Source organism: Chlorobium sp., assembly GCF_049593655.1.
Classification (GTDB): domain Bacteria; phylum Bacteroidota; class Chlorobiia; order Chlorobiales; family Chlorobiaceae; genus Chlorobium.
Window position 1 is genome coordinate 1 of sequence record NZ_JBAWHG010000012.1, and the last position, 25,431, is coordinate 25,431.

The 25,431-nt window shown below is 53.7% G+C and carries 27 protein-coding genes; 12 read left to right on the top strand and 15 right to left on the bottom strand.

Annotated elements, in window-relative coordinates; all coding sequences use genetic code 11:
• On the top strand, window positions 1-329 hold a 329-nt coding region (locus tag WBP50_RS01415), incomplete at its 5' end, for a molybdopterin dinucleotide binding domain-containing protein (RefSeq protein ID WP_423931279.1).
• 105 nt (window positions 330-434) lie between these two features.
• On the opposite strand, the gene WBP50_RS01420 is transcribed toward WBP50_RS01415, so the two are convergent.
• Window positions 435-875, bottom strand: a complete 441-nt coding sequence (locus tag WBP50_RS01420) for an arsenate reductase ArsC (RefSeq protein WP_423931280.1) — start codon at window positions 873-875, stop codon at window positions 435-437.
• A gap of 46 nt (window positions 876-921) precedes the next feature.
• Window positions 922-1,620 (bottom strand): phosphate signaling complex protein PhoU, encoded by a 699-nt coding sequence (gene phoU, locus WBP50_RS01425; protein WP_423931281.1) that lies wholly within the window; start codon window positions 1,618-1,620, stop codon window positions 922-924.
• A 638-nt stretch (window positions 1,621-2,258) separates the two neighbouring features.
• On the opposite strand from phoU, the gene modD reads away from it, so the two are divergent.
• From modD to WBP50_RS01455, 6 genes are read left to right on the top strand one after another with little or no spacing between them, the layout of a single operon-like run.
• Window positions 2,259-3,107, top strand: coding sequence for a ModD protein (gene modD / locus WBP50_RS01430; RefSeq protein ID WP_423931282.1), 849 nt, complete (start codon window positions 2,259-2,261; stop codon window positions 3,105-3,107).
• Between the two features lie 20 nt (window positions 3,108-3,127).
• Window positions 3,128-3,877 (top strand): molybdate ABC transporter substrate-binding protein, encoded by a 750-nt coding sequence (modA, locus tag WBP50_RS01435; RefSeq protein ID WP_423931283.1) that lies wholly within the window; start codon window positions 3,128-3,130, stop codon window positions 3,875-3,877.
• A 36-nt stretch (window positions 3,878-3,913) separates the two neighbouring features.
• Window positions 3,914-4,600, top strand: coding sequence for a molybdate ABC transporter permease subunit (modB, locus tag WBP50_RS01440; RefSeq protein WP_423931341.1), 687 nt, complete (start codon window positions 3,914-3,916; stop codon window positions 4,598-4,600).
• Window positions 4,597-5,652 (top strand): molybdenum ABC transporter ATP-binding protein, encoded by a 1,056-nt coding sequence (gene modC, locus WBP50_RS01445; RefSeq protein WP_423931284.1) that lies wholly within the window; start codon window positions 4,597-4,599, stop codon window positions 5,650-5,652. The genes modB and modC overlap by 4 nt, the downstream gene beginning before the upstream one ends.
• Window positions 5,653-5,655: 3 nt before the next feature.
• Window positions 5,656-6,084 (top strand): TOBE domain-containing protein, encoded by a 429-nt coding sequence (locus WBP50_RS01450; protein WP_423931285.1) that lies wholly within the window; start codon window positions 5,656-5,658, stop codon window positions 6,082-6,084.
• Window positions 6,081-6,962, top strand: coding sequence for an ABC transporter ATP-binding protein (locus WBP50_RS01455; protein ID WP_423931286.1), 882 nt, complete (start codon window positions 6,081-6,083; stop codon window positions 6,960-6,962). The genes WBP50_RS01450 and WBP50_RS01455 overlap by 4 nt, the downstream gene beginning before the upstream one ends.
• Window positions 6,963-6,987: 25 nt before the next feature.
• Here the strand turns inward: WBP50_RS01455 and WBP50_RS01460 are convergent, their stop codons facing one another.
• The 3 genes from WBP50_RS01460 to WBP50_RS01470 all read right to left on the bottom strand — a co-directional run bounded on the left by WBP50_RS01460 (window position 6,988) and on the right by WBP50_RS01470 (window position 10,751).
• The gene (locus WBP50_RS01460) at window positions 6,988-7,374 is read right to left on the bottom strand and encodes a c-type cytochrome (RefSeq protein ID WP_423931287.1); all 387 of its coding nucleotides are present in this window, start codon (window positions 7,372-7,374) and stop codon (window positions 6,988-6,990) included.
• 389 nt (window positions 7,375-7,763) lie between these two features.
• A complete protein-coding gene (locus WBP50_RS01465) occupies window positions 7,764-9,656 on the bottom strand; it encodes a TonB-dependent receptor plug domain-containing protein (RefSeq protein WP_423931288.1) in 1,893 nt (630 codons plus the stop codon).
• Window positions 9,657-9,935: 279 nt separating this feature from the next.
• Window positions 9,936-10,751, bottom strand: coding sequence for a uroporphyrinogen-III C-methyltransferase (locus WBP50_RS01470; protein WP_423931289.1), 816 nt, complete (start codon window positions 10,749-10,751; stop codon window positions 9,936-9,938).
• A 157-nt stretch (window positions 10,752-10,908) separates the two neighbouring features.
• Here WBP50_RS01470 and WBP50_RS01475 point away from each other — a divergent pair, with 157 nt between their 5' ends.
• Both WBP50_RS01475 and WBP50_RS01480 read left to right on the top strand, forming a co-directional pair.
• Window positions 10,909-11,820: a LysR substrate-binding domain-containing protein gene (locus WBP50_RS01475; RefSeq protein WP_423931290.1), complete on the top strand. Its 912-nt coding sequence runs from the start codon at window positions 10,909-10,911 to the stop codon at window positions 11,818-11,820.
• Between the two features lie 236 nt (window positions 11,821-12,056).
• A complete protein-coding gene (locus WBP50_RS01480) occupies window positions 12,057-13,175 on the top strand; it encodes a YeiH family protein (protein WP_423931291.1) in 1,119 nt (372 codons plus the stop codon).
• A gap of 116 nt (window positions 13,176-13,291) precedes the next feature.
• On the opposite strand, the gene WBP50_RS01485 is transcribed toward WBP50_RS01480, so the two are convergent.
• The 10 genes from WBP50_RS01485 to nifH all read right to left on the bottom strand — a co-directional run bounded on the left by WBP50_RS01485 (window position 13,292) and on the right by nifH (window position 23,056).
• Entirely contained in the window at window positions 13,292-14,887 is a 1,596-nt protein-coding gene (locus tag WBP50_RS01485; protein WP_423931292.1) for a sigma-54 interaction domain-containing protein, read from the bottom strand.
• 552 nt (window positions 14,888-15,439) lie between these two features.
• A complete protein-coding gene (nifB, locus tag WBP50_RS01490) occupies window positions 15,440-16,714 on the bottom strand; it encodes a nitrogenase cofactor biosynthesis protein NifB (protein ID WP_423931293.1) in 1,275 nt (424 codons plus the stop codon).
• A gap of 73 nt (window positions 16,715-16,787) precedes the next feature.
• Complete coding sequence (gene anfO, locus WBP50_RS01495; RefSeq protein WP_423931294.1) at window positions 16,788-17,468, bottom strand: Fe-only nitrogenase accessory protein AnfO; 681 nt, start codon at window positions 17,466-17,468, stop codon at window positions 16,788-16,790.
• A gap of 67 nt (window positions 17,469-17,535) precedes the next feature.
• The gene (locus WBP50_RS01500; protein ID WP_423931295.1) at window positions 17,536-18,027 is read right to left on the bottom strand and encodes a pyridoxamine 5'-phosphate oxidase family protein; all 492 of its coding nucleotides are present in this window, start codon (window positions 18,025-18,027) and stop codon (window positions 17,536-17,538) included.
• A 99-nt stretch (window positions 18,028-18,126) separates the two neighbouring features.
• The gene (gene anfK, locus WBP50_RS01505; protein WP_423931296.1) at window positions 18,127-19,515 is read right to left on the bottom strand and encodes a Fe-only nitrogenase subunit beta; all 1,389 of its coding nucleotides are present in this window, start codon (window positions 19,513-19,515) and stop codon (window positions 18,127-18,129) included.
• Window positions 19,516-19,571: 56 nt separating this feature from the next.
• Entirely contained in the window at window positions 19,572-19,919 is a 348-nt protein-coding gene (gene anfG, locus WBP50_RS01510; RefSeq protein WP_423931297.1) for a Fe-only nitrogenase subunit delta, read from the bottom strand.
• A 12-nt stretch (window positions 19,920-19,931) separates the two neighbouring features.
• A complete protein-coding gene (gene anfD / locus WBP50_RS01515) occupies window positions 19,932-21,482 on the bottom strand; it encodes a nitrogenase iron-iron protein, alpha chain (RefSeq protein WP_423931298.1) in 1,551 nt (516 codons plus the stop codon).
• A gap of 35 nt (window positions 21,483-21,517) precedes the next feature.
• The gene (locus WBP50_RS01520) at window positions 21,518-21,883 is read right to left on the bottom strand and encodes a P-II family nitrogen regulator (protein ID WP_423931299.1); all 366 of its coding nucleotides are present in this window, start codon (window positions 21,881-21,883) and stop codon (window positions 21,518-21,520) included.
• Window positions 21,884-21,895: 12 nt separating this feature from the next.
• Window positions 21,896-22,213 (bottom strand): P-II family nitrogen regulator, encoded by a 318-nt coding sequence (locus WBP50_RS01525; RefSeq protein ID WP_423931300.1) that lies wholly within the window; start codon window positions 22,211-22,213, stop codon window positions 21,896-21,898.
• A 21-nt stretch (window positions 22,214-22,234) separates the two neighbouring features.
• On the bottom strand, window positions 22,235-23,056 hold the full coding sequence (gene nifH / locus WBP50_RS01530; protein ID WP_423931301.1) for a nitrogenase iron protein: 822 nt from the start codon (window positions 23,054-23,056) through the stop codon (window positions 22,235-22,237).
• A gap of 587 nt (window positions 23,057-23,643) precedes the next feature.
• Here nifH and WBP50_RS01535 point away from each other — a divergent pair.
• The 3 genes from WBP50_RS01535 to WBP50_RS01545 all read left to right on the top strand — a co-directional run bounded on the left by WBP50_RS01535 (window position 23,644) and on the right by WBP50_RS01545 (window position 25,410).
• Window positions 23,644-24,069 (top strand): TOBE domain-containing protein, encoded by a 426-nt coding sequence (locus WBP50_RS01535; RefSeq protein WP_423931302.1) that lies wholly within the window; start codon window positions 23,644-23,646, stop codon window positions 24,067-24,069.
• A gap of 277 nt (window positions 24,070-24,346) precedes the next feature.
• Window positions 24,347-25,084, top strand: coding sequence for an SDR family NAD(P)-dependent oxidoreductase (locus tag WBP50_RS01540; RefSeq protein ID WP_423931303.1), 738 nt, complete (start codon window positions 24,347-24,349; stop codon window positions 25,082-25,084).
• Between the two features lie 56 nt (window positions 25,085-25,140).
• On the top strand, window positions 25,141-25,410 hold the full coding sequence (locus WBP50_RS01545; protein ID WP_423931304.1) for a hypothetical protein: 270 nt from the start codon (window positions 25,141-25,143) through the stop codon (window positions 25,408-25,410).
• The last annotated feature ends 21 nt before the right edge of the window (window positions 25,411-25,431 follow it).

Here is a 25,431-nt window from a genome sequence, read left to right on the forward strand (position 1 = left end):
TCACGCTTCCTCTTCCCTATGTGGAAATCCATCCCGAGGATGCAGGCCGACTGGCAGTAAAAAGCGGAGACATGGTGGATGTGTTCAACGAGGAGGGATCGAGCACGGCGCTCGTGTACGTGAACGACTCCACGAAACCCGGCCTGATCTTCGGCATCATGTACCATGCAAAGGGATCGATGAACCACCTGATCTCGTCGTATACCGATCCGAAAACCACCATCCCGTGGTACAAGGGAACCAAAGTGGGAATCCGGAAGTACACCGGCAAACCGGACGAGGCCATCAAAACCGCAAGCCTCCTGGCCAACAATGACGTCAGCCTCTAAAAAAGAGGTTCTGCCCGCATCTTCAGCCGAAAACGGCGCAGTCCTCAATTGCAACAAGGTCTGCGCCGTTTCTGTTTTTGCAATGTCCGTGGAGTTATTGCCGTGCTATACCCTCAGCCCGTTCACCCACTCGCCGATTTTCTGCTGCAGCTCGTCGCGCACTTGACGGAACAGGGCTCGCTGTTCGTCAACACCGCCTGTTGCCGCCGCTGGATCGTCGAGCGGCCAGTAATACCGGTTGCCGTCCATCAGGCCGGGCCAGATACGGGGGCATGTCGCCTGGGCCCTGTTGCATACGACGACGAGGAAGTGCACGGGCACCCTGCCGAGATAGGCGTCAACAGCTTTTGGTTTCTGACCGCCGATATCGATGCCGATTTCCCGCATGACCTCCACGGCGAGCGGATGCACCTCGTCTTTGGGCTCGAGTCCGGCGCTCATCGCCTCGAAGCGGTTGCCGGCGATATGGCGGAGCAATCCTTCAGCCATCTGGCTGCGGGCCGAATTGCCGGTGCAGAGAAAGAGCACGTTTTTTTTCTTTTCCATAGATGGCAATAATGATTTGGATGACACCTGGCCGGAAGGGCGCGGTTTAATTCCTGAGCGAATCGATCAGCTTTTCATAGGAGTTGTCCTTCTGACGCGCACTCTCTCCCGTTACCAGATAAACAACCTCGCGGGCTATTTTTACGGCGTGATCGGCTATGCGCTCCAGATAACGGGATAAGCTCAGAACGGCGATAAGCTGATCGATATCCGCAGCGGGCTCCTTCATCGATGCCATTGCTTTTTTGAAAATCACCCGGTGCATGAGGTCGATCTCTGCTTCAAACATATCGATCTGCCTGGCCAGCCCGTCGTCCCTGAATGCAAATGCATCGACAGCCTTTTTCAGCATCTCGCCGACCTTCATGCCCATGGATCCGAAATCGTATGCTCGCTGCAATCCGGAACCGATTTCCGGAAGACGCTCAACGACATGGACCGACAGATCGCCGATGCGTTCGAGATAGTCGTTGATTTTCATGATGGCCACAATGGTTCTGAGGTCTTTGGCCACCGGTTGCTGCAAGGCAAGAAACGAGAGGCACTGCGATTCAAGAAGAATTTCGGCATCGTCGATCTGTCGATCGGCATCCTTCACCTCTCGCGCCCTGTCCGTGTCGAGCGACTGCAGCACATCGATGGCAAGCAGAAAATTCCGGAGTACGGTTCCGGATAACGCCACCAGTGAATCAGACAGCTCCCTGATGTGTTCGTGAACAGGCCGTTCAGCCATGGTTGCGGACATTAAAAAATGGTTGTTGAAAACGAAAAGGGCGCACTTCCCGGAAAAATGTTCCGAAGCGACCGGTCATACTCGCATCCGTCTGTATACGCCATGCCGACGGAGAACCTGTCACTGCATAATCATGCATGCCTTGCAAGATAGACACTGGCGTGTTGAGGAATTGTTACAGGCAGGTTACGGAACAGTTAAATAAGGCAGGCAGGATGCCATCCGGCAAAAGACAACAGGCCAGAGCGAGCCGGGAGGAACTTGACAGGTCGGGCTGGCGGGCGTTTCCGCATTCAATGCCTTTTCGTTATATTCTCTTATGCATAACGGGAAAGACCGTCATCAGACTCCCCCGCAGATAACGAGATCAACATCATTTCAACGAAAATGTAAGAAACAGCCGACATCACAAGTCAATAAATCTTAATTTATTAGGCGTAATGGTTGATTCAACTAAAAAAACACTATATTATACCCGCCAACAGCAGAATTAAGTCAACCAGAGACAAAAAGCAAACCGATAGCGGAATCAGAGAACATCCCGTATGGCGTCAGAAGTAAAAAGCGTAATCTTTCGCCTTCCGACAAGAAAACCCTCTCTTTTTTTGCTGATCGGAATAGAGTCGATGCTATAACGAATACAGAAAACCATGCTACTGCACCAGCTGCCGGATTCGGATATCGAGCGATTTCTCGAGGAGGACGTACCGTACGGCGACCTCACCACATCACTGCTCGGCATCGGCGAGCAACAGGGAACCATTACATTCACGAGCCGGCACCATACCGTAATTTCGTGCACCGAAGAGGCCGGCCGGGTACTGGAGAAGTGCGGAGCCACGGTAATCTCCCGCCTGCCGAGTGGCACGGAGGTGGAGGCCGGAGCAGCTTTTCTGGCAGCGTCCGGAAGCGCGGCAAGCCTGCATGCGGGGTGGAAGGTCGCCATGAACCTGCTGGAATACGCTTCGGGCATCGCCACGAGAACTGCCAAAGTGGTTCGAACCGCACGCTCGGCCAATCCCGGAATTTCGATCGTCACCACCCGGAAATCATTTCCGGGAACGAAAAAGGTTGCCATCAAGGCCATCATGGCCGGAGGTGCGCTGCCCCACAGGCTTGGCCTTTCGGAAACCATCCTCGTGTTCCGTCAGCATACTGCTTTCCTCGGAGGAGTGGAGCGTTTTCTCGATCAGCTTGCTCCCCTGAAAGCGCGTGCACCGGAAAACAAGGTCATCGTCGAGGCCGATACCGCCGATGAGGCGCTGATAATAGCCGCTGCGGGAGCCGACGTGGTCCAGGTGGACAAGATGGCGGTCGGGGAGCTCGCCATACTGGCCGACGAAATACACCGGAAGTTCCCCGGCGTGAAGCTTTCGGCCGCGGGCGGCATCAATGCCGAAAACGCCGCGGCTTACGCGGGTACCGGCGTGGATATTCTCGTGCTCTCGGCGGTCTATTTCGGAAAACCTGCAGACATCAGTGTCGTCATACAACCCTGAAAAACAAAAACCTTACTGCCATGCTACAATCCATAAGACGTTCCGCAATCCTCCTGCTCCTGTTCCTGCTCACTTCAGCTCCCGCAATGGCGGGTGAACTGAACCTTTCGGTAGCCGCCAGTATGAAAGAGGTGATCAACGAGCTGACCGGGAACTATGAAAAAACTCATCCCGGCATCACCTTCGTGAAAAATTTCGGTGCTTCGGGCGCCCTGGCCGGCCAGATAGAAAACGGTGCTCCTGCCGATCTCTTCATAGCCGCAAACAGCGAGTGGATGGATTACCTGAAAGGGAAAAACCTTGTCGACAGGAAAAGCCAGAAAACCTTCGCCTACAACACCCTGGTCTTTGCCGGATCGACCGGCAAAAAAGTCACATCGATGCGCGACCTTGTCAAACTTGACAAGATTGCCATCGGCAGCCCGAAAAGCGTACCTGCCGGAGAATATGCCACAACGGCCATCAGGAATGCCGGCCTGGAACAGCAGGTTCAGGGCAAGCTGGTCATGGCAAAGGATGTACGGGAGTGTCTGATGTACGCCGAACTCGGCGAGGTTGACGGTTCATTCGTCTACCGTACCGATGCCTTGCAGGGCAAAAAGGCTAAACTGCTCTTTACCGTACCGCAGAAACTCTATCCCAGAGTGGTTTACCCGATGGCCCTGACCGTAAAAGCCGCGACAAACAGGGAGGCACAGAGCTTCCATGCCTACCTGCAGGGCAGCGAAGCCAAATCGGTGCTGAAAAAGTACGGGTTTGTACTGAAATGAGAGTCCGGAAAAAAATGAGCGGATTGTAACGGTATGCTGTCATTGACTGCTGAAGATATCCAGGCCATCCTGCTTTCCCTGAAAGTGGCCCTCACGGCAACCCTGTTGGCGTTGCCGCTGGGATTTGCAACGGCATGGCTGATGGTGTTCCGCTCGTTCCGGGGGAAGGTGCTGCTGGAAGTGCTCGTTAATCTTCCGCTCACCCTCCCTCCGGTAGTTATCGGCTATTTCCTGCTGCTGCTGCTCGGCAAGAACGGTTGGGCTGGCAGGTTTCTCGATGCATGGGGCATCCATTTTATCTTTACCTGGAAAGCCGCCGTGATCGCCTCGGCAACCGTGGGGTTTCCCCTGCTCGTGCGTTCCGTCAGGCTCGGCATGGAATCGATCGACCGCCAGCTCATCGAGACATCACGCAGCCTCGGCGCCCGCTGGTTCGATACGCTCATAACGGTTGTGCTGCCGCTCTCGATACGGGGTATTCTTGCCGGATCTTCACTGATGTTCGCCCGAAGCCTCGGCGAATTCGGTGCAACAATCATCGTTGCCGGCAATATTCCCGGCATCACGCAGACCATTCCTCTGGCCATCTACGACTATGCAAGCTCACCGTCGAGCACCATGATGGCGCTCTCGCTCTGCCTGGTTGCCGTAGTTATTTCGGTACTGGTGCTCTTTGTACATGAAGTGCTCAGCCGCAACATCGAAAAGCAGGAGGCTGCGTGAGGCTGCAGATCGATGTCGCAAAAACCCAGGGGCACTTTACACTGCAGGCGGCAGCTGCAGTTGAAGGCCAGCGCACCGGCATTTTCGGCCAGTCCGGTTGCGGCAAATCCACGCTGGTACACCTGATTTCCGGCCTCCTGCAGCCGGACAGGGGGGAAATCGCAATTGACGGGCTCACCCTGTTCAGCAGCGAAAAAAAGATATCACTTCCCCCGGAACAGCGCCGCATAGCCATCGTATTCCAGCAGGCCATGCTCTTTCCGCATCTCGGAGTGAAGGCAAACCTCCTGTACGGCTATAAACGGTGCAGCAAGGCAAACCGTCGCATCGACCCGCAAGCGATCATCGATGTCCTGCAGCTCGAACCGCTGCTGAATCGGGGTGTAAACCGCCTTTCCGGCGGTGAAAAACAGCGCGTGGCGCTGGGCCGGTCCGTACTCTCCAACCCGCGTCTGCTCCTGATGGACGAACCGCTCTCGGCACTCGACGACACCCTGCGATTCCAGATCATTCCCTATCTGAAAAGCGTGAGCGCGGAGTTCGGCATACCCTACCTCTTCATTTCGCATTCCGTACTTGAAATGCAGCTGATGACCGACCGGATTCTCGTCATGAAAGAGGGAAAAATCATCGAAGAGACCAGCCCTGACCAGCTGGCCCGGAACCGGATGGCTACAAGCCAGACCGGGTATCTCAACCTGCTCCATCTGGAGGAGCCGTCTGTGGAAAACGGCCTCTATTCCTATCCATGGGGCTCCGGTCGCCTGCTCGTTTCCGACGGACAGGAAGGGAAAACATCGCTCTTCGAACTCTCGTCACGCGATATCATCCTCTTCAAGCAGCACCCGAAAGCCATCAGCGCACGCAATCTGCTTGCATGCACGGTCACGGAACTGTTTCGCTCAGATGGGAGGCTCGGCGTCGTGCTCTCCTCCTGCGGCAAAAAACTCATTGCAGAGATCGTGCGTTCCGCTGCAGAGGAGCTCGACATCACCGAAGGGTCAACCATCTTTGCGGCCATCAAGGCATCGTCTTTCAGAAGGCTCGATTGAACCATGAACAGTTTCTCGGCTCTCATTACCGGCATTGAAAACGATGAATCCGGCTCACTTTTTCTGGTTGAACTCGATGCATCCGGCTTACAGCTCTCCATGCTGCTTTTCGATCTCAAACCGGCCTTTGCCATAGGTTCCCCGGTAAATGTGCTTTTCAAGGAAACCGGAACGGCTCTCGCAAGAAATCTCAGCGGAGAAATCAGCCTCAGCAACCGGTTTCCCGCTACAGTTACCGCCATTCGATCAGGAGACGTCCTTGCCGATATCTCACTCGATTCCGCTGCAGGAGAGTGCACGGCCATCGTCACACTCCGGAGTCTGCAGCGCATGAAACTCGACATCGGCGACTCCGTAACCGTACTGCTTCAGGCGAGCCAGATATCTCTGGTAACCCGCGACAATATTCCGGAAAACCGCATCCACGAATGATCAGCATTACCGTCGAGAAAACCCTTTCGGGTGCTGATGGGCCGTTCACGCTTGCGGTGGACCTGGAAATGCAACCGCATTCGCTCCTGACACTCTACGGAAAATCCGGCAGCGGCAAAACCACGCTGCTGCGCATGCTCGCCGGCCTTACGAAACCCGACAGCGGCCGTATCGAGGTAAACGGCGAAATCTGGTTCGACAGCCACAAAGGAGTATGTCTGGCGCCGCAGAAACGGAAAGTCGGTCTGGTATTTCAGAACTATGCGCTCTTCCCCACCATGACGGTTCAGGATAACCTGCTGTTCGCTCAGGAGAAAAAAGATCCGGTAAAAGTTGACGAAATGCTCGAACTTGCCGGGCTTCTCGCGCTCCGGAAACGATATCCGGAAACACTTTCAGGCGGACAACAGCAGCGGGTGGCTCTTGCGCGGGCCATTCTGCGCCGACCGAAAATCCTGCTGCTTGACGAGCCGCTTTCGGCGCTCGACCAGAAGACCAGAGGCGTTCTGCAGGACGAGATCATCAAGGTTCACCAGCACTTCGGACTCTCAACCATGCTGGTTTCGCACGACAAGCAGGAGGTATTCAAACTGTCGGACAGCGTAGCCGTCATCAGGCATGGTCGCATAACGAAAACAGGTACGCCCCACGATGTATTTCTCGACCGGATCACCTCGAACAAGTTCTCCTTCGTCAGCACGATCCTCTCGATCCGCAAGGTGGACTGCATCTATCTTGCCGTTATCGGCACCGGCAATGAACTGGTGGAAGTGGTGCTGAGCGAAAAGGACGTGGCGACCATGAAACCGGGAGACGAGGTGCTGGTGGCCTCCAAAGCCTTCAACCCAGTCATCGTCAAACTCCACAGACCGGAATAATACTTCGCAGCCGCCAGGTTCCCGTTCATTTGCACGTAAAGGCTGGATCGTACTGGTCCCACATCCATCCGGCTACCCGACGAAGCTCTTCGGTGCCCATCGACATGGCGGGCATCAGCCCGAACCGGGCGACAGCCTGACTGCCGAGTATCGATGCGTCCTCTTTCGGCTGCTGCATGAACTTCACCATATGCGCCACAGCCTCATCCCTGCCGGAAAAAGCTTTCCGGTAGTGCGAGGCGATACCCAGCACAGGAGGCGCCGTTTTCGGCGGAGGCTGCATCGAATGGCAAACGCTGCAGTTGCTCCTGAAAAGCGCTTCTCCTCCGGTTGTTACCGGCGAAGCATGGCCTGAGGACGGCATACCGTAAACAAGGAAGAGGGCGACGATAACGCCGATGATTTTTTTCATGTCAATAATACTGTTTTGATTTATCCGGTTGTACAACACCGCTGTTTATCTGGCGCTTCGATCATACCCGCCTCGACACGAGCCATCCGCTTCACGTGGCGGAGACCGCCAATAACGCTCGCGGAAAATACCAAGAACCGGCCGTCTTCGGCAACAGGCTGTCCGTTTTCTTCGGACACGATCCGGGTACTGTTGCCGGTGAAGAGAACATAACAACCGCCAGTCGAGCAGGCCTGTTCACGAGTTCCCTTCCGACGGGGATTGCCCAAAGCCACCTCGTCTGCATTCAGCATCACGGGACAGAGCGCACCCGAACAGTGAAGTTTCTTTTTTTCTATGCCGGATGAAGTCGATGGTTCGCACCATCGACTTCATCCGGCACAGACTGATTAAATATTGAAGGCGACACCTCCATAGAAGCAGGTGCCTGTAGCACCTGAACCGCCGATATTGCCATAAACGTCAGGTTCCACGTCGAAGATGTTGTCAACACCGATGAACAGGTTCGCAACATCGCTGACCTGCCTGGACAGGTAAGCGTGCACCAGTGTATAGCCGTCGGCACGCTCGTACCCTTCGACCCACTGCCTGCCGGCGCTCACAACCCGGATGTTTCCCCTGAGTCCTCCCTGACTGTCGCTGTAGGCAAGCTTGAGGGTATTGGTCACTCCCGGCACGTAGAGCAGGTTCTCTCCGTTGCTGCCGTCTTCGGTATCGATGAAACTCAATTCGTCGGAAACCGTAAATCCGTAAGGAAGCCGGAGAGCTGCCGTCAGTTCGATACCTCTGGTCATGGCTTCGGAAATATTCCGCAGTTCATACGAGGGAATGCTGTTCTTTCCCTCTCTGACATAGCCGACAAACACTTCATGGATCATGTCCCGCATATCGTTGCGGAAAGCCGTCAGCCCGAAAGAAAAGTCTTTCCACGAAAGATCGGCGCCCACTTCATAGGAACGGGAGCGTTCGGCATCGAGATCGGCATTGGCGTAGACGATCTTCTTTTTCGTATAGGTAGACCCGGTATAAAGCTCATAGAGGGACGGGGCGCGGAATCCTTCGCCGTAGGATGCCCGAAGGCGGAGAAGATCGCTGACGCGATACCAGAGCGCGGCCTTCGGGCTCGCGGCCGATCCGAAATCCGAATGGGTGTCGTACCGTGCCCCGATCACGAGGCCGGCCCTGTCGCCGAACAGCATTTCATCCTGGAGGAAGGCCCCGAAATTGTCGGAATCATGGTCGAGTTCACCGTCGGTACGATCTTCGTTACGGTATTCCACCCCGGTGGTGATGCGATGGTTTCCTGCGATCGGCCCTGTCCAGCGGGCCTCCGCCTGCCGGCTCGTCTGTTCGAGCGTCGTGGTGGTCGTGGCGCCCCCGACCACAGCGGTCATATCCGAGGTCCAGTCATACGAAGACTGCCACGCCCGGACATGCAGCGAAGACTCCGCTCCCGTGGCCAGTTCGACACCGGCATAGGCTGAAATCCTTTCGGCATCGACGGTGCGTTCAAAATCGCCGCTTGTCTGGGTACGATACCCTTCAAGTTCCGTATCGGCATAATTGAACCCGAAAGAAAGCGTTGCCGATGGCGACAGATCATAGGTCAGTGAAGTCTGCGCCGAGCCAAGAATCCGGTCGTCGCCGTCGGTCATCAGGTCGGATTCGTCGCGGTCATACCTGTCCTTGTTGCTGTATCCCCCTGAAACCACATAACCGAATTTCCCCGTTCTGCCGCTCAGCCAACCCTCCGTCAGGACAGTAGCCGCATCACCGTGACGGCTTTCGCCCCCGCGCAATGTCAGACCCGCATGAAACGTGTCCGAAGGTTTTCTGGTAATGATATTGACGACGCCGGCTACCGCATCGCTGCCGTACAGGGCCGATCCTGAGCCGCGAACCACTTCTATCCGGTCGATCATACCGGCCGGGATTTCGGAGAGATCGACATAATCCTGAAAACCGGAGGTCAGCCGCATGCCGTCAATGAGTACCAGCACATGCCTGCCGTCGAGCCCCCTGAGCCGCGCAACACTCTGACGCCCGCTTGCAGGTTCGAGACTGACGCTCTGCACCTCGGTCAGCAGGTCGGCGACGGTTTTCGCCCCGCTTTCGACAATCTCTTCCCTGCCGATTACTTCAACTGCCGCCGGAATCTGTGAAACCGGCGTTCGGTTGAGCGTAGCCGTCACCACGACCTCTCCTGTCTCATAGTATTTCGCGGACTCTGCCGCCCCGGCAGCTTCAGGGTTCAGCAGGAATTGCAGACATCCTGCAAGCATAAGTAATTGAAGGGATTGTTTCTTCATATCGCGGTCAGGCATTATAGATTTATTTACATAACGATTAATAAAAAAAGCAACGTATCCTTTCAGATCTTCTCGACCATCTCCCTGCCAGCCGAGAAGACCTTTGATCCCGCTCATGCCTCTTGCTCCAACGCTTCCACTGCCGGATCTATCCGGCAGGAAAGCGCAAAACCAAAAGCGGAAAACAGTTTTTTCATCTATGAATCGCCACATCGCTATAACATTAAAAACATAACGATAGGCAAAAAAAACTTACCGGATGAAACCGTTCGAAACAAGTACGCCCGGGGGCAACACGCCCTCAGGGCTGTTTCTCACCCCGAGATGCCTGCCGATGAAATAAACGACCGGCTCCCTGAGCTTTCCGGAGGCCAGCAACCCCGCGATATCTCCCATTGTCGCAAGCCCGCACGCCTCATCGGGCCACCCCGATCGTGCAACCGCAACGACCGGCACACAGGAAGGCACCCCCTCTTCGGCAAACACCCTGAAAATACCGGAAAGATTCCGTGTCGCCATGTAGAGCACAATGGTTGATCCGTGCCTGATCAACTTCGCCGCATCACGCACCAGCGCAAAATCATCGGTTATCTCGTTGGCGATGAGGCTGGTCACCGAATCGCTCTGATATTTTTCACTGACCGGCATTGCATAGCCTGCCGCCGCCGCGGCTCCGGCACTTAATCCCGGTACGACCTCGAACGGAATGTGCATGCTGCCGAGAGCAAGGCACTCATCCTCCGGAGAGCCAAACAGTAAAGGATCGCCGGCTCTGAGACGAACCACCCGGAGCCCTTCGTAAAAGAATTCACGCATAAGCCGGAGCATGCGCGAACTCCCTGCCTGACCGGAAGGCCCATCATGCCTTACCCGTTCGATAAACCGTACAGTGGCCGAGGGCGATGCGATGCAAAGAGCCGGTTCGACGGTAGGACAATCGTAGAGAATAACCTCGGCATTCCCTATGATCCGTGCCGCCCTGACGGTCAACAGGTCCGGATCGCCAGGCCCGGTCCCTACTATGGAAACCGGATGGTGGACTGGTTCACCATTCATTGTTCTTTCCATACCATTTATTTGTTCGTTATATAATAAAAGATATAACGTTTCGCAAAGGGAAGCCTTTATATCGACATCAAAACCGCGCCATAAGCTGAATCAATAAGGAGAAACCGAAAGAAGGCCGAAAAACAGTGCGACTTATACGCAATAAACCTGAAATACCATGTTTGACTATCGTCTGAAAGTATTTGATACCGTGGCACGGCGGTTGAATTTCACCAAAGCCGCAGAGGAGCTCTGCATCACCCAGCCCGCCGTCACGAAGCATGTCAAGGAGCTTGAAAAACATTTCGGACTGCAACTCTTCGAACGCAAGGGGAACAGGGTAGCCCTGACCGAAGGCGGCCTTCTGATACTGAAGCATACCGGATTGCTACGGGAGATAACCCGGCAACTCGAGTATGAGATGCACCGGCTCCATGATTCCCATCAGGGCCTGCTGAAACTGGGAGCAAGCACGACAGTTGCCCAATACGCCCTGCCTCCGCTGCTTGCGAAATTCCACCGCGTATACCATGACGTGAACCTGCAGATGCTTACCGCCAATACCGAGCAGGTAGAACAGGCGCTGATCCGCAAGGAAATTGGACTGGGTATCATCGAAGGAGATACGAAGCGAAAGGATATGATGTATACCCCGCTTGCCGATGATGACATCATACTGGTAAGCGGCGCGAAAAATCCCTTCGCAAAAAAAGAGGAAATCAGGGTCGAAGATCTCCTCACCATTCCCCTGCTGTTAAGGGAACCGGGATCCGGAACGCTTGAGGTCGTCACTCACGCCCTCAAGAACTCGAACATACGGATTTCCGATCTTGCCGTAGAAATGTATCTCGGAAGTTCGGAAGCGATAAAATCCTATCTGGTGCATTCGCAGTGCATGGCCTTCATTTCTCGACATGCCGTCATGCATGAGGTTGCAAACGGATTGCTGAAAATGGTCAGGATCAAAAAATTCTCGATCCGACGGAGGTTCTTCTTCATCACTCCCGAGGGCCAGGTCGGAGGGCTGCCTGAAGTGTTCATGCGATTTGCCTCCGATCATTACAGCGACCTGCTCCCCGCTCAATACTGAAGCAGTTCATGCAACAGTAAGCGCTTCCGATAACCTGCTGTTATGCCGGATCACTTTTTACCATTGGCATGGCAACTGGTTTTTCGGCAATCTTGAACCGCGACCTGCAGTAATACAACACCTCTACAGGGGCCCCCTGAAAACATGGTATGAGCGTATCGGATCCAGCCCGGGCAGAGACAATTCATGCAATGCGTTTCCCATGGCGCCCGTAAAAGACATCAACAAGGAGAGTGATGAATACCAACACAAACAAAGAAAACATGCCGACTGACAACGCGTCCAATCGTGTAGAAAAGGAATTGCCAACCGGGGAACTGATCCGTGAAGCTGAACGACGCGGATTCCGGTGCCGGGCAAAAACAGCGAAACACAAGATTGACAGCTTGTTTCCGGGGGTTCTGGCATCCGTTACCGTAGCGGCCGCAGCAACATTCCTTTCCGACCATTACGGTGCTCCGACGATGCTGTTCGCGCTCCTGATCGGCATGGCGTTCCGCTTCCTTTCCGAGGATGAGGGAAAGGCGTTTCCCGGCATCCAGTTCGCATCCAGAACCATGCTCCGCATCGGCGTGGCGCTTCTCGGAATGCGCATTACGGTCAATCAGATTCAGTCGCTTGGCATAAAGGCGGTATCCATCGTCATATGTTCGGTTCTGCTGACCATACTGTTCGGTCTTTTTCTGTCAAAATCAATGGGTCGCGGCAAGCGGTTCGGCATCCTGACAGGAGGCAGTGTCGCGATCTGCGGAGCCTCGGCTGCGCTTGCCGTTGCGGCCATACTTCCCAAAGACGAATACAGCGAACGCAACACCATAGTCACGGTCATCAGTGTCACCGCCCTGAGCACCCTGGCGATGATCCTGTACCCGATCATTGCCGTTCAACTCGGACTGGATCCGCAGGCTGCCGGAGTTTTCCTCGGTGGCACCATTCATGATGTGGCCCAGGTTGTCGGGGCTGGATATTCCATGTCGGACAAGACCGGCGATACCGCTACGGTTATCAAGCTGCTCAGGGTTTCCATGCTCGTACCCGCGGTCTTTTCCCTTTCACTGATTTTCCATAGCAGAAGAGCAATGGAAGGGAGTGATACAAAGAGTTTTCTCTTGCCGCCGTTCATCATCTTTTTCGTCCTGCTGGTGGGCATCAACAGCACAGGAATCGTATCCGAACAGCTCCGAACCGTTGTCGGAGATATCTCTCGCTGGTGCCTTGTTGCGGCCATCGGTGCTCTTGGCATGAAAACATCCCTGAAATCGCTTTTCGAGGCAGGCTGGCAGCCAGTTTCGATTATCGTTGCCGAAACGATTTTTCTTGCGGTGCTTGTCCTTGCCGCAATACACTGGGTGTAATACCTGTTAAAAACATACCGCATGAGAAATCTTCGATCCATCATCATGGTTTATTCCATAGCCCTCAGGAGGCTCCCATAAGGCTGCTGCATGCCAAGACATGCTTATTATGGCCCTCACCGGTATTTTTTATAATTGATACCGAGCTTCTGCATCTTCAGACTCAAGGTTCTTCTGGTGAGCCCAAGAGTTTCTGCTGCAGCTGAAATATTGCCCTTATGATCGCACAAGGCCTCGATGATCATCTCGTACTCTACGGAATTGACTTTTGCTCCAAGCCCCTGCTGTGTGCTGCTGCCCGATACGGCTGTTTTCTGAAGGGATAGCGGAAGGTCATAACCATGAATGACATCACCTTCGGCGATAATGAGCGCTCTCTCGATAACATTTTCAAGCTCCCTGACATTTCCCGGCCAGGGATACGAAAGCAGCATCTCCTGCACAGGAATCGATATGCCGTTTATCGACTTGCTGAATTTCTTCGAAAAACGGGAAACGAAAAATTCCGCAAGGGCAATGATGTCACTGTTTCTTTCGCGCAGGGGAGGGATGACGATAGGAAACACGTTAAGCCTGTAGTACAGATCTTCCCGAAAACGCCCCTCTTTGACCATCTGCTGCAGATCGCGATTCGTTGCGGTTATGATTCTTATATTGACTTTTATGGTCTGATTCCCGCCTACACGCTCGATCGTCCTTTCCTGCAGCACCCGAAGGAGTTTTGCCTGGACAGGCAGCGACAACTCTCCGATTTCATCGAGAAAGACAGTCCCTCCGTCGGCCTCCTCGAACCGGCCCTTTCTGGCCCTTTCCGCACCGGTATAAGCGCCTTTCTCATGACCGAACAGCTCACTCTCTATGACGCTTTCAGGCAGTGCGGCACAATTGAAGGTAACGAAGGCCTTATCGGCATCCACGCTGTTGTAATGTATCGCACTGGCGACAAGCTCCTTGCCGACGCCGCTTTCTCCAAGAATCAGTACCGTGGACCTTGTTCTGACGATTTTATTGATCAGGGAATAAACCTCAAGCATAGGCTTCGAATTACCTATGATATTCGAAGGGTGAAATCTCTCTTTGAGCGCATTCTGAAGGCGCTCGTTTTCCATGCGCAAAAAGTGTTTGTCCTCATTCTCGAGCAGATAGAGCTCAACCGCCTGGGCAATCATGGCGGCAACGATACCGAGCAGTTCAACGTCGAAGGCAAGCAGCTCGTGATCTTCGCAGACCCGTTCGACGCTTATGGCCCCCAATACCTTCTTGCCCCGCAAAATAGGTATGCAGACAAAAGAAAGCTCCCTGTCTTCCTGAGAGAGAAGGCTTTTCGTCCGGTTCAGAAAATTCGGCTCCTTGCCGATTACGGGCACGATTATTTTCCTGCCCGTTTCTACCACTTTTCCCGTAATCCCTTCGCCGATGGAATAGACTCCACGGGTTTCCTCTTCCCTGGAGAGCCCTATGCTGTCATGGATGAAGATTTTCCCGGTTCTGCTGTTCAGCAGGTTGACCATGCCCCTGATAACCCCCATATCCTCTTTCATGATCTTCAGCAGCACCGCAAGCGTATCCGAAAGACTCGAGGATTCGACAACCACCTTGCTTATGCGGAACAGGGAGGACAATATGTTCGCACGACAGATCGAGCAGTCGTTCTGCAGGGATTTTTCACACGCCTTGGTTGCGCAGAAGTGTAGCCGTTTTTTTGCGCTCATGGTTCATTTTCTTTTCGCGTGATACAATTAACAATTCACCCGGCAGAGCTTCGAGGCGTTGCCCCCCAGCAAAAGCCATGTTTCCCAGGAATGACGTCAAGGGTCCCGTAACTGAGCACGAAATGACCGCCCCTTCCCGAAACCGGGCCTGTTCCGCCGGACCGGCAGGAACTGGTTGCATTTGTCAGGGAGATACGTTGCTGAGGCATTCCGACCCGGGCATCACCAAACAGTTCCGAATACATAGACACCTTGATCACACCATGTCATGATAAATACGGATACATAACGATATCCCGGCCGCCCGATCCGCAGCAGTGCCGATGTCCATCGCCTCCCATACGCTCCGCATTGCGCCCTGTTTTTTGACGACAGTGAATCGGAGGTTCCATAACAGGAACATCGCATCGCTGTAACGACGGAATATCCGCGTTGAAGCGATGCGATCGCCATTGACGGCGGGCTGCGCCGCACAGTCAATCGTTATGTAATAAAAAACATAACGTGGTACAAAAAAAACATCCTCTTCGAGGGAGTACAGGCGCCTCGTCTTCAGGCGCAGCCGCCGCCGGTTCCGCCGCAGCTGGTTCCGCAGGCGTGTATCGGATTGCTTTTCATAAAAGCGGTCAAATCCTTTCCCGTAAAAAGTCCGAAAACGGCATCCTCGATAATGCCGTCCATAAGCATGACCTCTATGCCCTTCTCCCTGAGCACGCTGATCGGCGAATCACCTGCGGCGCTTACCAGAAGCGCCCTGCAGTCTTTCAGAATACCCGACAGTATCTCCCACCTTTTCCGGCCACCGCCTGGAAGAGGTGCGACTCTTGAATCCAGAAGAACACACCTGTCGCCCTCGGGAGCCATGGCATAAACGAGAAAGCGGTCCGCTTCTCCCAGATGCTGACCGATCCGTACGCCATCCAGACTGCTGACGGCTATACAGGGTCGGGGCCCTTCCTGATTTTCCGGCATCAGTGCTGCGGTTGCCAGTTCCCGCATCATGCCGTCACTGTTGGCTTCTCCGATAATGCCGACCGCATCGGCCCGGCAACGGGCGCAATGCTTCATTTGCGGCAGATATTCGGCTGTCGCATCCTGTATTTCGAGAACCACTTCCGGTAATGGCTCCGGAATGTTTTCGAACACGGTTCCGGGATTACTGTAGTAGGGCATACAGTTGAGAATATCCGCGCCAAGGCCGGCAACTGTTCGTGATACCTCGACAATATGGGCATCGTTTATGCCGGGAATGATGATGGAGTTCACCTTGGCGGTGACACCCGCCTCCTTCAGCTTTTCAAGAGCATGAAGCTGTCTTTTTATAAGGAGTTTAGCGGCATCGACATCCCTGTAGAGTTTCTTTTTATGACGTACCCATGTATAGATCTCCGATCCGATTTCCGGATCGACAGCGTTGATGGTAATGGTGACGTGACTGACCTCCAGCTCGGCAAGCTCATCGATATAAGGCAACAGATCGAGACCGTTGGTTGCAATACAAAGCAGCATTTCGGGATATTTTGCCCTTACCAGCCGCAGCGTTTCCATGGTCTCCGATGGATTGGCGAACGGGTCTCCCGGTCCGGCAATGCCCACCACGGAAATGTTCGGAGACATCGCCATTGCCCGATCCAGATAGTGTATGGCCTGCGCCGGCGTAAGGAGTTTGCTTGTGACGCCCGGACGGTTTTCGTTCATGCAGTCGAACTTCCTGTTGCAGTAATTGCACTGGATATTGCATTTCGGCGCGACAGGGAGGTGGATTCGCCCGAACCTGTGACGCGACTCATCGTTGAAGCAGGGGTGGTTTTCTGTTTTCAGTGGCATGGATTCCTCCCTTCATAAATCAGAATGGTGACAAAATGCTCGAAAGCCTGTTGGATGATGATTCTCCGGAACATTACCCGCATGATGAACATCCCGATCGATGCCCATTGCGGCGAGCATCCGAACGGACGGATATGAGCCATCGGCCATCTTCAAGTGGCGTGGTAGAGAAATTCAGCTTCATGGCGCCAAGTTCACCCGGGAACCATTTCGGAACATGGTCGCAGACAATATCAAGCCTGGTGAAAGGGGTCGATTGCAAAAAGGGAAGCAGGATATCTTTTGAGTTATGACCTGTTCCGCTGCCCTGCACCTGACTGATATCGATCGTGTAGATCCCCGCGCAGCTGCCGCCCAGAAATGCCGGTACCGCCATATCCGAAGCAGATGCCTGGTTTGCCGCAACAGCCGCTGCTGCCGCTTCGGCAGCCTGAGCAGTCAGCTGCATGACGTTGTCAAGCTGGTCCGCAGGATCCCCAGCGACGGACCAGAGCGTAAATCCAAGCTCGATCAGCATCGTACGGGGAAAACCCCGGACATCCCGGAGAAGCATGATACGGCAGTCGCCAAGTTTCGCCGCAAGCGTCTGGATTGCGTCTTTGAGGGAGGCCAGCCCGGGGTGGCCTCCGGGTTCGAAAGCAAAGGCGTCGCCAGCTTTCCATCGATCTCCCGCCAGGGTGTAGATGATCACCGTTCCCGGCTCACCAAAAGGTATGGCATGGCCATTGCCGTCGACTATCGCTGCTATATGCATGGTAACTCCGTTTTCATGTTCACACCAGGGATCCGCTAAAAGCGGATGCATTATGGTAAAGGACCCATCAGAATCCGTGTTTCTTGCCCTTGATCGATTCGATTTCGATGCGGACAACCGCTGTGTTATCGAGGCTTCCCTGCGGGTAGGAAAACTTCCTGTCGGTGAAACGTGCGACGATCATGTCAAGCACTCTCACTTTTTCAGAAATGTCTTCAATGATGCCTGCCTTGCCGAAACCGATCACCGTACGATGGCGCGCCTCGAAATCGCAGGCCATATCGTTCTCGATCACGCCCTGATCCACCGAGACCTCGAAACAGAGCCGGTCGTTCCGGCTGAGAATCTCCATTTTGGTGCCCTTGCTGGATGAATGGAAATAGAGCGCCGCTCCATCATAGGCGTAAAAAACCGGCACGAGAAACGGAACGTTGTTGTCGCTGAAGGCAAGGTTCATCACGGTCGATAAGCCGAGAATGGCGTCGATCTCATCCCGACTGGTGATCTCCCGTTCCTTGCGGCGCATGGCTCCGAAGGGAGGAATGGTACTGTTGCTCATGGTGTACTGTTGTTGTGTGTCCTGTTGCTGCTTCTGTTTATCTTCTCCTGTATCGTCATGGTGCCGGATTCCCGAAAAAATCCGGCACCATGACGATGTTCACCACATATTGAGAATCCATTCTCTGCTTTTCTTGTACTCCATGTCGGCGAAAAGCGTGTTTGCCATCTGTTCGGCAAGCCATGTCGCACCGGCATATCCAACAACCGGATAACGGTAAAGGCCGGCTCGGTCGTAGGTCGGAAAGCCTACCCGGACCATGGGAATGTTGTGATCGATTGCCACAAACCGGCCTTTCGAATGGCCGAGTATCAGGTCGAGTTCGAGCCCTTCGTTGATGATCCTGTTCTCAAGATCCCAAAGGTCGGCATTCATGACGATTTCCATGTCGTAATCGACGTTTTCCTGCAGCGCCCTGATACGGGGGTCTTCCGCATAGGCGGTGTTGTCGTCGCCGAGAAGAAGCAACTTCGGCTTCATTTCCAGATCGAGGCAAAACTCGGCAAGACCGATGACCAGATCGGGGTTACCGTAAATGGCGACCTTCTTGTCGGCAAGAAACATATGGGTAAGATCCGTAAGTGCATCGATCGCCCTGCCCCGTTCAAGAACAAGAGACTCCGGAACAGGCTTGCCCGTCATCCTGCTAAGATTCTTCAGGAAGGTGTCCGTATTGCGGATGCCGACCGGAGTTGGCCCTATGATGGAAGGAATCCCGAACTCCTTTTCGAGATATTTCGCCGCTTTGGTTCCTTCGTACCGGTTCAGGGCAATCGTTCCATAGGCATTTGCCGTATCTTTCAAATCGGCAATGGTCGTATTCCCATGCGAAACATGGTTGCCGTCCGGCATAAGCGGCGAATCGAAACTCTCGATTTCGAAAAGCACGGTCGCATCGATCTGCATTTCCGAGAGCAGGTGCTTCAGGGCTGTCACGTCACCGGGGTTGACCCAGCCGGTTATAAGATTGATCCTGCCGTTCGGTTCGCCTTTCTCGGCGAAGTACCTGACGAAATCCCTCACCGCCGTATCGTACCCGCTGATCATGCTGCCGACGAAGCTCGGACAGTGGATCGGGATGAGGTGTACCTCGCGGCCGGCATACTTGGTGTCGAGCAGCTCCTCCTGCAGCTTGATGACGACACCATCCACGTCGTCGCCGATCACCTCCGTCGAGCAGGTGGTGATGATCGGAATGACCTTGACGTCGGGATAGCGCATCAGCAGAACGTCGACGGCCTGCTCCACACGGTCGAGCGCACCGAACACGGCGCCATCCTCGTGCACGGATGAAGATGCGATTTCGAAGCTTTCCTTGAAGTGCTGGGAAATCAGCAGCCTGACGAACATGACGCAACCCTGACCGCCGTGCACGATGCCGATGCACTCCTTGATGCCGATGCTGGCAAACTGGGCGCCGGCGGGCTGACAGGTGAAGATCGGGTTGATAACGCCGGTCCGTTCCTTGGTTTTAAGTTCACAGTTCATAAGTAGTCGGTTAAATAATTATCCATATTTTCCATGTTGTTGCGATTCGTCACCCCCTAATAGCGGGGATCGGTGAGTTCTTCGTTGAGAGAGCCGTCTACCAGGACGTAATCCAGACGCTCCCTCAGGGCCAGAAAGAGTTCCCTGATCTCGTCCTTGCTCATCGAAGCCAGCCAGTCGAATCTCTCTCTGTACGAATCGGCAAGGTAGACGGCATCTACCCAGTAACACCGGTCTGCAGGGTCTTCCGTATTGACGGTTTCTCCGCAGAGCAGTTCAGCCGTCATCCTCAGAATGTTCTCGTTCTGGTTCTTTCTGTCCCATGCTCGGGAATGAAACTGCCAGAGGCACTTCTTCATGATGAAATTCTCGAGCTGCGCGATCTTTTCGTTTATATCTGCCATTGTCATCTTCCCTCACGGTTTCTTGTTGAATTCAGGATAGGTCTTCTCTCTGAGAGGAGTGATGATATCCAGCGATCCGGTGTACTCCCTCATGTAGTTCGACTTGCGCACCTCTTCGCTCAGACCGTTGTCGGAGAGTATCCGCTGCGTCTTGAAACCGCCTTCATCCGGAATCTCGTCCTTGCTGATGTCGAGGAACGAAAGCTGGTGGATCGGCGAATAGATGGCATTATAGATGTCGCGGGCAAACCTCACCCACCCTTCGTAGCCCTTGTAAGGACCGTTATGGTATGCATGGGCATTGAGGTAAGGAACCCTTATCTTCTTGGCCACCTCGCCGGGACGCTTTCCGGTAAAAATGATATCCGGCTTCAGCTTGTACATCGCCTCCAGACCCTCGAGTTCGTTCGGATCGTCGATGGCCAGCGCGCCCTCTTCGCAACGTGCGATGCCTTTTTCCATGTCGCCCTGGTGTCCGAATTTCGTGTAAACCGATACTACGTCCAGTCCCATCTCTTCATGAATGACATGAGCCCAGTGCCACAGTTTCGAACCTCCCGGCCACAAGCATACCTTTTTGCCCAGAAGGCGCTCCCTGTACCAGTCGAGTTCCGGTTTCCAGCGCGCGGTCTCCTCGTCGATGATCTTCTGGGCGCGGTCTTCGATACCGAAAAATCTGCCGACCTTCAGGAGGGACGAGGAAAGCGGTTCGAAACCGAATCCGTCTATATCGAGACGCGGAATGCCGTACCTGGTGCGAAGCTCGTTGCAGATGTACTCGGCCGAACGCGCGCACTCAAGCACGTTCAGATGGGCGCGGTGCATGGCTCTCAGGTCATCGTACGAGCCGTTGCCGGTAAAGGTTGAAAGCACCTGAATGCCCATCCGCCTGAAAAAATCGAGCATGATCTCCTGATCACCCTGAATGTTGTACTCGCCAACATAGTTGATGACGTAGTCGCTGGTGATTTTCGGTTCGACATTGCCGACTTTCTTGTTGATCCAGGCGATGTTGATCTTGTGGTGGCCGCCTGACTGGCTCGGACCGGCAAAACCCGGGGAGTTGCAGACGAAAATGTCCACATCCGGCATCTCTTCCATCACCTCATCGGCGATGGCATCGATATCGTCACCGATAAGAGCCGTCGCGCAGGTCTGATAGATGGTCATGCGCTTGATGTCGGGAAACGCCTTGAACGCTTCGATGATGTTCTGCTTGAGCACCTTTTCGGCACCGAAAACGATATGTTTCTCTTTCACATCAGTGGCAAACGTCCTCTTCAGCTGAAAGTTGTCGTTGTCGCTGATGTACCGCTTTGTCTGCCATGTATCGTAGGTACAGCCCGTCGGACCATGGCTGATATGGATCACATCCTTCATCGGGGTTCCGATCACGTGCTTCGCGCCACAGTAAGCGCAGCCGCGCTCGGAGATCGAGCCAGGAATCGTGTTCAGGTAGCCGAGAGGCAATGCGTGCGTCAGGTCCTCCCCCGGCCCCTTCGTCACCGCATGCTTTTTCCTCTCTGGAATGCATTTGCTGCATTCGAATTCATGGTATGGCATATAATTATCCTCTCAGTTTGTAATTAGCATTAAGCTTACTTCAGGGCGGCGTCTCCCTCTTCATTCGTTCTTACCCTCACCACATTGTCGACCGGGCAGACGAATATCCTGCCATCTCCGAACTGCCTTGTCTGGTTGACCTTTATGAGCGCCTTGACGACAAGCTCAACATCCTCATCCGGCACCACCAGTGAAACCAGCCTTTTCGGTACGTATTTCGAACCGCCGGGAACACTGTGCAGATCCGCCGGCAATTCGCAGGTTATCTCGCCGGCAATACCCCGCTGTTTTCCGCGCCCGAGCACACACCCGGCAGTAAACCCCGGAAATCCGAGCTTTTCGAGGACATCCTTGGTCCTGCTGACCTGTTTTGGGCGAATGATTGCCAATATTTCCTTCATAGCATGCCCTCCTTATAAGCCTGCTTCGCCGGTACGCACGGTATACGCGCCTTCGACAGGGGTTATGAAAATCTTGCCGTCACCGAAATTCCCCGTATAAGCCTTCGACTTCATGACAGCCACAACGTCCTCGACCGATTCATCGTCAACAACCAGCAGTACCATGACTTTCGCCAGTTCATCGTAATGCATGTCACCAACCTTGATGCCCTTCTGCTTGCCCCTTCCGAAAACATTCATTTTGGTCATCGAAATAAATCCGGCATCAGCCAGTTCGTCTGCCACTGCATCTGCGATTTCAGGTCGCAGCATTGCTCTAACCATTTTCATTGCGGTATCTCCTTTTTTTGATTAATCGACCAGTCCGTATTTGATGACCATCTCTTCGAGTTCATCCATGGCAAGCGGCTTGGGAATCACCATCATTTGATTTTCGATGATCTTGCGCGCCAGTTCACCGTACTCTTTCGCCTGATCCGATTCAGGAGCGAATTCGATGACCGTTTTCCTGTTGAATTCGGCTTTCTGAACAATGTTGTCGCGGGGTACGAAGTGAATCATCTGCGTGCCGATTGCAGCGGCGAACTCTTCGACAAACTCCCTCTCCTTGTCTACTTTCCGGCTGTTGCAGATGATACCTCCCAGACGCACGCCGCTCTGCTTGGCATATTTGACAAGCCCTTTACAGATATTGTTTGCGGCATAGACAGCCATCATCTCGCCGGAAGCCACGATATAGACCTCCTGAGCCTTGCCGTCCCTGATCGGCATTGCGAATCCACCGCAGACGACGTCGCCGAGCACGTCGTAAAACACATAGTCGAGGTCTTCCGTATACGCTCCGCTCTGTTCCATCAAATCGATAGCCGTAATGACACCGCGCCCCGCACAACCGACACCCGGCTCAGGACCACCCGATTCCACGCAGCGAATCCCCTGGAAACCGGCCATGACCATTTTATCGGATATCTTTTCCGCTCCTGAATCCCTGAGCATGTCCATGATGGTTGCCTGGTTCATGCCGCCAAGAATCATACGTGTCGAATCGGCTTTCGGGTCACAGCCATGAATGAATACTTTCTGGTCGTGGAAATACGCCATGGCTGCAGCGGTATTCTGCTGGGTAGTCGACTTTCCAATCCCGCCTTTTCCGTAAATGGCTATTTTTTTCATAGCTACAAGTTGTTTTGGTTTCATGAATCAACTCAGGCTGAAAGCGATTTCGTTATATCCTGAGATACATATCGATATACAAGAAACATGCCGGCTTTAAAAAAAACATGAACATCAAGGCAAAACGACTTCCCGGCAAACACGAAAGAATCTCTTAAAAAGAAACCCGGAAACAACTTATCGACAGAGTAAAGCCGCCTTCACAAAAAATCACAGGTGTCATGCCGTCCGGTAAACGACCAGATTCCCGCCCTGAATACGCGCACGAATTGTACGGATACGTACAGAATATTTTAAGTCCGCACACAAAGGAACGAAATAAATAAAGATTAATGCCGGTTATGTATAATTAATTAAGGATAAGTAGCTGTTTAAACTAAAAAGTAAAGCACCTCCAGTCATCAGGCGCAACTGTTTGGCCTGAGGCCCGATCCGGGCCTCAGGGTTCCTGCCGGAGGCGCTCACCTCACTTTTCAGGCATGTGCCATATAACGGCAAAAAAACTCTATATTTTTATCCGGGACAGCACCATGAAGAGCATCTCACGGAAGCACCTTAAATCAATCTCAATATTCAGGAGAAAAACCATGAACATCAGCGCAAGGAATGTATTCAAGGGAACCATAACCGCTATTGTTAATGGCGCCGTCAATGCCGAAATCGACCTTGCCCTTGCTGACGGCACCTCGATCTGTTCGGTTATCACCATGGGCGCGGTTGAAAAGCTCGGATTGCAGACAGGAATGGAAGCGTATGCCATCATCAAGGCAAACTCCATCATTCTCGGCACGAACCTGCACGAAGCAAAAATCAGCGCCCGGAACCTCATGTGCGGCAAGGTACAGCGCGTCATCGACGGGCCGGTCAGTGCCGAAATCGATATCGAAATCGGCGCAGGAACCATGCTCTCAGCAGTCATCACGCACGAGAGCGCCAGAAAGCTTGCACTGCAGGAAGGTTCGCATGTATGCGCCATTTTCAAGGCATCGAGCGTGCTTGTAGGCATCGCATGAACAACCCCGCGACGAAAGCGGACAGGCGGAGCTTCGCCCGCGCCTGTCCGTCCGCGCCCCCCGGTTTCCGGCAAAAGAACAGTCTTCCAGTCTTCGACACGAAATGCATGCCTGCAACGCATGCATCGACGGCGGGCTGCCCGCAGGAGTACCCGGCAACACATATGACCAGAAAATCCGGACAGGCATAACCTGTTCCGGAAACGAAGATTTCTTCAACTTTTTGCGCTCCACAGCGGTTAAGTCTTTTTGGTGTCTGAACGTAACAGATAAAGCCATGACAGCATCCGGCAGAAAGGTCTGTTTTATGACCGGCGCCTCGGGAAAACTCGGCAGCGAGATAGCGCTTTCCGTTGCCGGCCAGGGCTACACGGTATTTTTCACCTATCATCACTCTGAAGAAAAAGCGGCCGAAACGCTCGAACGGCTGCGCTGGGTGAGCCCGGAATCGGATATGGTGCAGTGCAACATTGCAAAACCGGCGGAAATCGCTGAAGCGTTCGCCCTCTTCAGGGAGTTGTACGACAGACTGGACCTTCTGATCGCCAGTGCTTCGAATTTTTATCCGACCCTGCTGCCGGAGGTGACGGAAACGGAGTGGGACGATCTTGTCGACACCAATCTGAAGGGCACTTTTTTCACCATGCAGGAAGCGGCCGGAATTATGCGAAAACAGTCTTTTGTATCTCGCATCATCACCATGACCGATATTTCGGCCGGACTTGTCTGGAAAAGTTACGCACCCTACACGGTCTCGAAAGCCGGCATCCAGCACCTCACGAAAATCTTTGCCCGTGAGTTCGCCCCGGACATTCTGGTCAACTCGGTAGCCCCCGGAACCATCAGCATCTACCCCGGACGCGAGGATGAACCCGAAGAAAAACTGGTGGAAAAGATTCCGCTCGGCCGACCCGGCGATCCGCTCGACATCGTACGGGCGATACTCTTTCTCATGGAGAGCGAGTATATCACCGGAGAGGTTATCAATGTCGACGGGGGAAGGCTGTTGTTTTAGCATAATGTCGTTATATTCCGTTGTACGAATTCAGATCAACAATAAGCCGAACGTTTATGGAACAGGAAGTCCCGGTTATTATCCACAGCAGCGGTGAAAAAGAGCCGGAAACACCAGGTGCGTCACCGATACCCGAACAGGTCAAAGAGATCGGCAGCACGATTTCAGATGCCGTATCCGCTTTCATGGAAAGCGAACAGTACGAACAACTGAAGCAAACGGCAGCAAAGGCCAAAACATACATCCGTGAAAACCCTGTACCAGCCATGCTTTATACGCTCGGCGCCGGTGCGGTGCTTGGTTTTATCCTGAAACGGAAACGCTGAACCGCACCGTCCATATTTCCC